This window comes from Kriegella aquimaris, from assembly GCF_900103215.1.
In the GTDB taxonomy this organism is placed as follows: Bacteria; Bacteroidota; Bacteroidia; order Flavobacteriales; family Flavobacteriaceae; genus Kriegella; species Kriegella aquimaris.
Map to the genome: position 1 here is coordinate 391,174 of NZ_FNGV01000004.1, position 7,482 is coordinate 398,655.

At 47.0% G+C, this 7,482-nt stretch carries 3 protein-coding genes, 2 tRNA genes and 2 rRNA genes; all 7 read right to left on the reverse strand.

All coding sequences use genetic code 11. The annotated features are described in order from the left end of the window. Positions 1-8: 8 nt before the first annotated feature. Positions 9-779 carry a 3-ketoacyl-ACP reductase gene (locus BLS33_RS11640; protein ID WP_089888843.1) on the reverse strand — a complete coding sequence of 257 codons (771 nt, stop codon included), beginning with the start codon at positions 777-779 and terminating at the stop codon, positions 9-11. Next, entirely contained in the window at positions 776-2,224 is a 1,449-nt protein-coding gene (locus BLS33_RS11645; protein WP_089888846.1) for an NADH:flavin oxidoreductase, read from the reverse strand. Before BLS33_RS11645 ends, BLS33_RS11640 begins: the two co-directional genes overlap by 4 nt. Further along, positions 2,225-3,607 carry a glycoside hydrolase family 88 protein gene (locus tag BLS33_RS11650; RefSeq protein WP_089888849.1) on the reverse strand — a complete coding sequence of 461 codons (1,383 nt, stop codon included), beginning with the start codon at positions 3,605-3,607 and terminating at the stop codon, positions 2,225-2,227. It lies immediately after the preceding gene. A gap of 273 nt (positions 3,608-3,880) precedes the next feature. Next, positions 3,881-3,990, reverse strand: a 5S ribosomal RNA gene (gene rrf, locus BLS33_RS11655). 145 nt (positions 3,991-4,135) lie between these two features. After that, positions 4,136-6,973 (reverse strand): 23S ribosomal RNA (locus tag BLS33_RS11660). Positions 6,974-7,126: 153 nt separating this feature from the next. After that, positions 7,127-7,200 (reverse strand) — tRNA-Ala (locus BLS33_RS11665). A gap of 131 nt (positions 7,201-7,331) precedes the next feature. Next, positions 7,332-7,405 (reverse strand) — tRNA-Ile (locus tag BLS33_RS11670). Positions 7,406-7,482: the final 77 nt, after the last annotated feature.

Genomic DNA, 7,482 nt, shown 5'->3' on the forward strand with positions numbered 1-7,482 from the left:
ATTATATTTTATAATCTTGGAATGGTCAGACCGCCATCAATCATAACGACTTGACCCGTGGCGTATGGAAAATCGCCTTTAACCAAAGCAGCTACAGCTCTGCCCACATCTTCAGGACGACCGAGACGAGGTTCAATGGTAAGTCCCTCATCAATTAATTTCTGATATTTCTGAAGTACACCTGAAGTCATATCCGTTTCAATTATTCCCGGACGCACCTCGTAAACAGGAATTCCATATTCTCCTAGCCTGGCCGCAAATAATTTGGTCATCATACTCATTCCAGCTTTGGAAAGGCAATATTCGCCGCGGTTTATCGACGCATGAGTGGCGCTCATTGATGAAATATTTATGATACAGGCCTCAACTTCCTTATTCGCGGATTTACTGGCAATCATATTAGCCGCCACAGTTTGGGTAAGAAAAAATGGCCCTTGAAGGTTGATGCCCATCACCCGATTATAACTCTCTTCGGTAGTTTCGAGAAGATCGGTTCTCCTTTCGGGCCCTACCCCTGCATTATTCACCAAGACATCCAACCGGCCAAACGTACTTAAAACAGTTTCCATAATACGCTTACGATCCGCCACGGAAGAAACATCGCCCTGGCAATAAATAACTTCAGAACCAAGATTCTTTAGTTCTTGAACTACGTCGAGCACCCTATCTGCTGATCGCATTCCGTTAATGGCCAAATTACAGCCCATACGAGCCAATTCTTTGGCGATTCCGAGTCCAATACCGCGTGACCCGCCCGTAATTAAAACGTTCTTGATCATAGTTCGATTCCCTTTTTGTATTCTTTCAACAGTTTACCTTCGGGCATCTTCTTATAATAGGAATCGAGAGGAAAACAGCCCGATATCATACCGATTCTAGGGGCGGTAGTACAATCTGAAAAAGTGCGACATATTTTACCTCGTACAAGCGTGCTACCTTTCAATATATCTTCAGGCATCTCCGGATAGCTAAGCACCATTCTTCCCAAGCCAACAAAATCGGCCATATCTTCTTCGACCACAGCCTCTGCCACATGGGGCAGCCATTCTTGCAAATAAGAATAAGCCGATCCAACGATTACAAGATTCGGAAATCTCTTTTTTATTTCATGGGTTATCTGTATTTGTCTTGCCACACCGATTAATGGATCTTCGGGAGGAAGGTATCCATCAGAAGGTGGAAATATTGCCGGTCGTTGAATATGCGGAACATAATAAGGACTTCCTGCCGTAATACAGACCATTTCAATACCCAGCTCTTCAAAATATTCAAGCAGCTCAAAGACTTCCGTCAAATCAATACCTATTCCAGAGGTATCTCCTCCAAAGGCCTCAGTGTAACCTTCTGCCAAGGTTTCAGGAATACCAATATTTTCATCATTTTTCTTATAAGGCACAAAATCAAAAGCACTTAGGCGCACCGCCACGGGGATATTGCTAGTAGCTTTAATACCTTCAACTATCGAAGTCAAAAAACGCATCCGGTTTTTTAAGGAACCTCCATACTTACCATCGCGATTTTTAGCACTTAAAAATTCATGCCCTAAATAACCATGGCAGTGCTTAACATCTACAAACTGAAAACCAGCTTCTTTGGCAAGGCTAGCCGCTTTGACAAAATCCGCTACCAAATTATCTATTTCCTCATCTGAGAGTACGGGATAACCTTCGGGAAGATTAAATTTCTTATCAAGAACCGAATGCCGGTAGAGTATTTTAGGTTTTCGAGCTCTGTCAAGGTCGGGTATTGCGAACCTGCCCGAATGAGTCAATTGCAACCCCACGAGTAAATCGTCGGATGTTCCAAATTTCCCTTCATGGGTCGCAACCACATCAGTATATAATTTTCTAAAGGCATCGAGATTACCTCTATTAATCATAAGTTGATTCGGATTGGCCCGCCCTTCCCGATTTACGGCAACCGCTTCGCAGCCCCACAATAATTTGGCGCCACTGATTGCAAAGTTATGCCATCTTCGCTTGGTATGTTCAGTAGGCAGACCATCGGCAGTTCCATCCCATCCTTCCATAGGAAGAATACAAAAGCGATTTCCGATTTTTTCTCCTGTTTTTAAAGTCAAAGATTTCCCTAATACCGACTCTCCTGGCGGATTTAACTGTTCATGAAAAGGTAGTGAGGTCTCGATGGTTGAGAGGTGTTCAATAAAATCTTGAGGAGACTTTAATTGGGCAACTCTAGTAAATCTTGGTTTTGATTTGGCCATTTAAAGTGTAATATTTTTAAAAAATGTATAATATTCTTTCCCTGTACAAATGTTTTTTAAATAAAGTGCTAACTCCCGTGCGTGATAATCCCCCCACATACAGGCTTCCCCATTTGGAATCTTGCTACCCTCAGGTATATGATCCCAACCGTTAGGACGATGATAAATACTATGTAAAATAAGTCCCTGATGCTCATCACTTGAACTGAGATAAGGTTCAGTGAACAAGGTTTTGGCAATAGTCAAGCCAGCGGACCAATAGGTATCGGCGTCTTTAGCGTTTTTTAGTCTCAGGTAATTCCCAAGGCGCAGGAGGCCCTGCGCTCCAATAGCAGCTGCGGAGCTATCTATCGGTTCGAAGTTATTAAATGGATCTGATTTTTCCTTTCGCCACCCCGGTAAGTTAAAAAGTTCTGGTGCACCTGTATCCCAATAGGGAATACCATCCAAGGCGCTATTCGCAATATAGAAATCGCAAGTTGCCCTAGCCGCTTTCAAAAAAGTTTCTTCTATATAATCCTTTCCACCAAGCTCATCCAGTTCGGGCAAGCCGTCTTGGTCTTGTAAAAATTCTAATTGTTCGGCAAATCCCAGCATGGCCCAACTTAAACCACGTGTCCACGTAGAATAGCCGCTATATCCCTGCTGCGTGGAAGGACATCGAAAATTTCCATCATTGGTATTGAAGACGGCTTCATGGGCAGTACGCCCCCAAATGTCATAGGTGTCCCGACCTTCCCCATAATAAACCGAATATTTGGCAGTGGCAAGGGCATGTTGATATGCTCTTTTCAGCAGGTTGGTCTTACTGTCATTTTCACCAGAGGAATAATGTTTTAATTGGTGACCTGCGACTAAAATTCTAATGGTTCGAATAGTATCAACAAATAAGGAATGGGGACCATTAAAGGAATATATAAATCCGCCTCCCTTGATTTCGGTCCACCGTTGTGCCTGTACCGAAGCCGATAATTTTAGGGCCAAAATGCAGTATTCCTTTGTCCAATCGTTCTCCGAGATCTTACCATCGTTGTACAATCGGAGCATCGCCCCATAAGTACTTAAGTTGTTAAACCCGTGGTCATGTACCCCAAAATGACTAACATGAGGGGTCATTTTGCTTTTGATATTTTCGATACCTAAATCTAGAAAATAAGAATCTTGAGTGGCTTCAAATTGTAATAGCTCAGAACCGTATTGAAACCCTTGTGTCCAATCCGTCCAACTTCGCGGTTCATAGTGTCCATTTACGGTTACCACAGGTGAGCCGGTCGTACCTTTTAAATGGGTGGTCATGTTTTTTATTTTTTCTCCAGACAATGACCAAAGTGCATCAATTTCATTTAGCAAGTCTTCAGGTTTGAGTACTGTGTCTATACGCATAAATTACAAGGGGTATTAATCTTTAATTAATGTATGGATATGCTGCGTTATTCGTAAGCAACTTATCGATTTTTTAAATATACGAATAGAAGTTGTTTATTTATTTTGGAATGAAATAAAAAGTGATTTTTTTTTGTGGTGTGGGGTAATTTTGGTCTATGAGCGGCTATTTGGCCAAGACCGAAGTTCTATCGCAGGGATGCATAGATAGGTATAGTAGTTTGAAATAAGGGCATAAAAAAAGGGCCCTCCACTAATGTGAAGGGCCCTTGAGGAAGGCGGCGGCCTACTCTCCCACCTTTCGGCAGTACCATCGGCGCAGACGGGCTTAACTTCCCTGTTCGGAATGGAAAGGGGTGGGCCCCGTCGCCATGGCCACCTAAGTCTTCAATATTTTTTTACGGGCACCGGGTGCCGTCGTAATATGACATAATAATAATGGGACGGTTTTCCTCGGAGAGGCACGGATTTTCTTTGTGGTGTACGGATAGAGAAAAGGTTTTTCGCCCCCTCCTGGGAGGGGGCGGTTTGCGCAAGCTCAACGGGCAATTAGTACCGCTCGGCTACACATGTTGCCATGCTTCCACCTACGGCCTATCGACGTGGTCATCTCCCACGGCCCTTTAAAGAAATCTCATCTTGTGGCGGGTTTCGCGCTTATATGCTTTCAGCGCTTATCCCATCCCGACATAGCTACCCAGCGGTGCTCCTGGCGGAACAACTGGTGCACCAGCGGTCGGTCCAACTCGGTCCTCTCGTACTAGAGTCAGATCCACTCAAATTTCTAACGCCCGCAGTAGATAGAGACCGAACTGTCTCACGACGTTCTGAACCCAGCTCGCGTGCCACTTTAATGGGCGAACAGCCCAACCCTTGGGACCTTCTCCAGCCCCAGGATGTGACGAGCCGACATCGAGGTGCCAAACCCCCCCGTCGATATGAGCTCTTGGGGGAGATCAGCCTGTTATCCCCGGCGTACCTTTTATCCTTTGAGCGATGGCCCTTCCATGCGGAACCACCGGATCACTATGCTCTTGTTTCCAACCTGTTCGGCATGTACGCCTTACAGTCAAGCGCCCTTGTGCCATTGCACTCTACACACGATTGCCAACCGTGTTGAGGGCACCTTTAGAAGCCTCCGTTACTCTTTTGGAGGCGACCACCCCAGTCAAACTACCCACCACGCACTGTTCCCTAGTTATAGGGTTAGGCCCCGGACAAGCAAAGGCTGGTATTTCAACAATGACTCCACCACACCTGGCGATGCAGCTTCAAAGTCTCCCAGCTATCCTACACATTGCTTGACCAAGGTCAATACGAAGCTATAGTAAAGGTGCACGGGGTCTTTTCGTCCCACTGCGGGTAACCGGCATCTTCACCGATACTACAATTTCACCGAGCTCATGGCCGAGACAGTGTCCAGATCGTTGCACCATTCGTGCAGGTCGGAACTTACCCGACAAGGAATTTCGCTACCTTAGGACCGTTATAGTTACGGCCGCCGTTTACCGGGGCTTCAGTTCAATGCTTCACCTTACGGATTACATCTCCCCTTAACCTTCCGGCACCGGGCAGGTGTCAGGCCCTATACTTCATCTCTCGATTTAGCAGAGCCCTGTGTTTTTGATAAACAGTCGCCTGGACCTCTTCACTGCGGCCCCCCATAAGGGGGGCGACCCTTCTCCCGAAGTTACGGGTCGATTTTGCCTAGTTCCTTAGCCATGAATCTCTCGAGCGCCTTAGAATTCTCATCCCGACCACCTGTGTCGGTTTACGGTACGGGCCGCACAGTTCGCTTTTCTTGGAAGTCGATACGCTGGATTATCGCCTTGACCGTAGTCTCGGCGTACTATCGGGGCATTACTGCTCCCTTCAACGTGCAATTCCGTCTGCACGCACCAACTCCTCGCCTCCGTCGCTTTTGTCACTGTGCGGGTACGGGAATGTTCACCCGTTGTCCATCCACTTCCCCCTTCGGGTCCGCGTTAGGTCCCGACTGACCCCCAGCTGATTAGCATAGCTGGGGAAACCTTGGTCTTTCGGCGTGCGGGTTTCTCGCCCGCATTATCGTTACTTATGCCTACATTTTCGTTTGTAGCTCCTCCAGCGCCCCTCGCAGGTGCGCCTTCAGCGGCACTACAATGCTCCCCTACCCCTTGTATAAATACAAAGCCATGGCTTCGGTAATATGCTTATGCCCGATCATTATCCATGCGGAACCGCTCGACCAGTGAGCTGTTACGCACTCTTTAAATGAATGGCTGCTTCCAAGCCAACATCCTGGCTGTCTGGGCAGTTCCACCGCGTTTCTTCAACTTAGCATATATTTGGGGACCTTAGCCGATGGTCCGGGTTCTTTCCCTCTCGGACATGGACCTTAGCACCCATGCCCTCACTGCGTTACATCATTTCATAGCATTCGGAGTTTGTCAGGAATTGGTAGGCGGTGAAGCCCCCGCATCCAATCAGTAGCTCTACCTCTATGAAACTAATAACACGCTGCACCTAAATGCATTTCGGGGAGTACGAGCTATTTCCGAGCTTGATTGGCCTTTCACCCCTACCCACAGGTCATCCCAAGACTTTTCAACGTCAACGGGTTCGGTCCTCCACTATGTGTTACCACAGCTTCAACCTGCCCATGGGTAGATCGCACGGTTTCGCGTCTACTACTACTGACTATGGTCGCCCTGTTAAGACTCGCTTTCGCTACGGCTCCGGACCTTAAATCCTTAACCTTGCCAGTAAAAGTAACTCGTAGGCTCATTATGCAAAAGGCACGCCGTCACAGTGCAAGCACTGCTCCGACCGCTTGTAGGCGTATGGTTTCAGGATCTATTTCACTCCGTTATTCACGGTTCTTTTCACCTTTCCCTCACGGTACTGGTTCACTATCGGTCTCTCAGGAGTATTTAGCCTTAGCGGATGGTCCCGCTGGATTCATACAGGGTTTCACGTGCCCCGCACTACTCAGGATACCACTGTCTTACTGCTCTTTGCCTATACCGGGCTATCACCGTCTATGGCCGTTCTTTCCAAAACGTTCTAGTTCATTACAGTTCGAGTATCGTGGTCCTACAACCCCGTTATTGCCGAAACAACAACGGTTTGGGCTAATCCGATTTCGCTCGCCGCTACTATCGGAATCACTTTTGTTTTCTCCTCCTCCGGCTACTTAGATGTTTCAGTTCACCGGGTTTGCTCCTCTTGCGAGGTGACATGTCTTCAACATGCCGGGTTGCCCCATTCGGATATCTACGGATCATATCGTGTGTGCCGATCCCCGTAGCTTTTCGCAGCTTATCACGTCCTTCTTCGCCTCTGAGAGCCTAGGCATTCCCCATACGCCCTTATCTAGCTTGTCGCCAGACCTTTGCGCCCCGGAACAGGTCCGGGGCAAATTCTAATTCGTACTTTACTTAAAAAATTCGTGTTTCTCTTTGGGCACGCACCACCGAAGTGATACATGCACCGTCCCAATATGTCAATGAACTTTTTCCGGACACAACGTCCGGACAGTGGAGAATATCGGAGTCGAACCGATGACCTCCTGCGTGCAAGGCAGGCGCTCTAGCCAGCTGAGCTAATCCCCCATTTCTTCAGTCATGAGTTATTAGTTATGAGTTATGAGTCAAAAAAAAACCCGCAACAAACCCAACTTCTAAAATTTCCTATTCAATATTTTACAATCAATGAACGTCCCCAAGCACTCGCTTGGACCTCGTAGTCCCGGGCAGACTCGAACTGCCGACCTCTACATTATCAGTGTAGCGCTCTAACCAGCTGAGCTACGGGACTGTCCCGGACGCAAACGCTGTGTGCGCCGTAACTTATATATTATATTTACAAAAACAGCTTTTATTTATTATCAAATC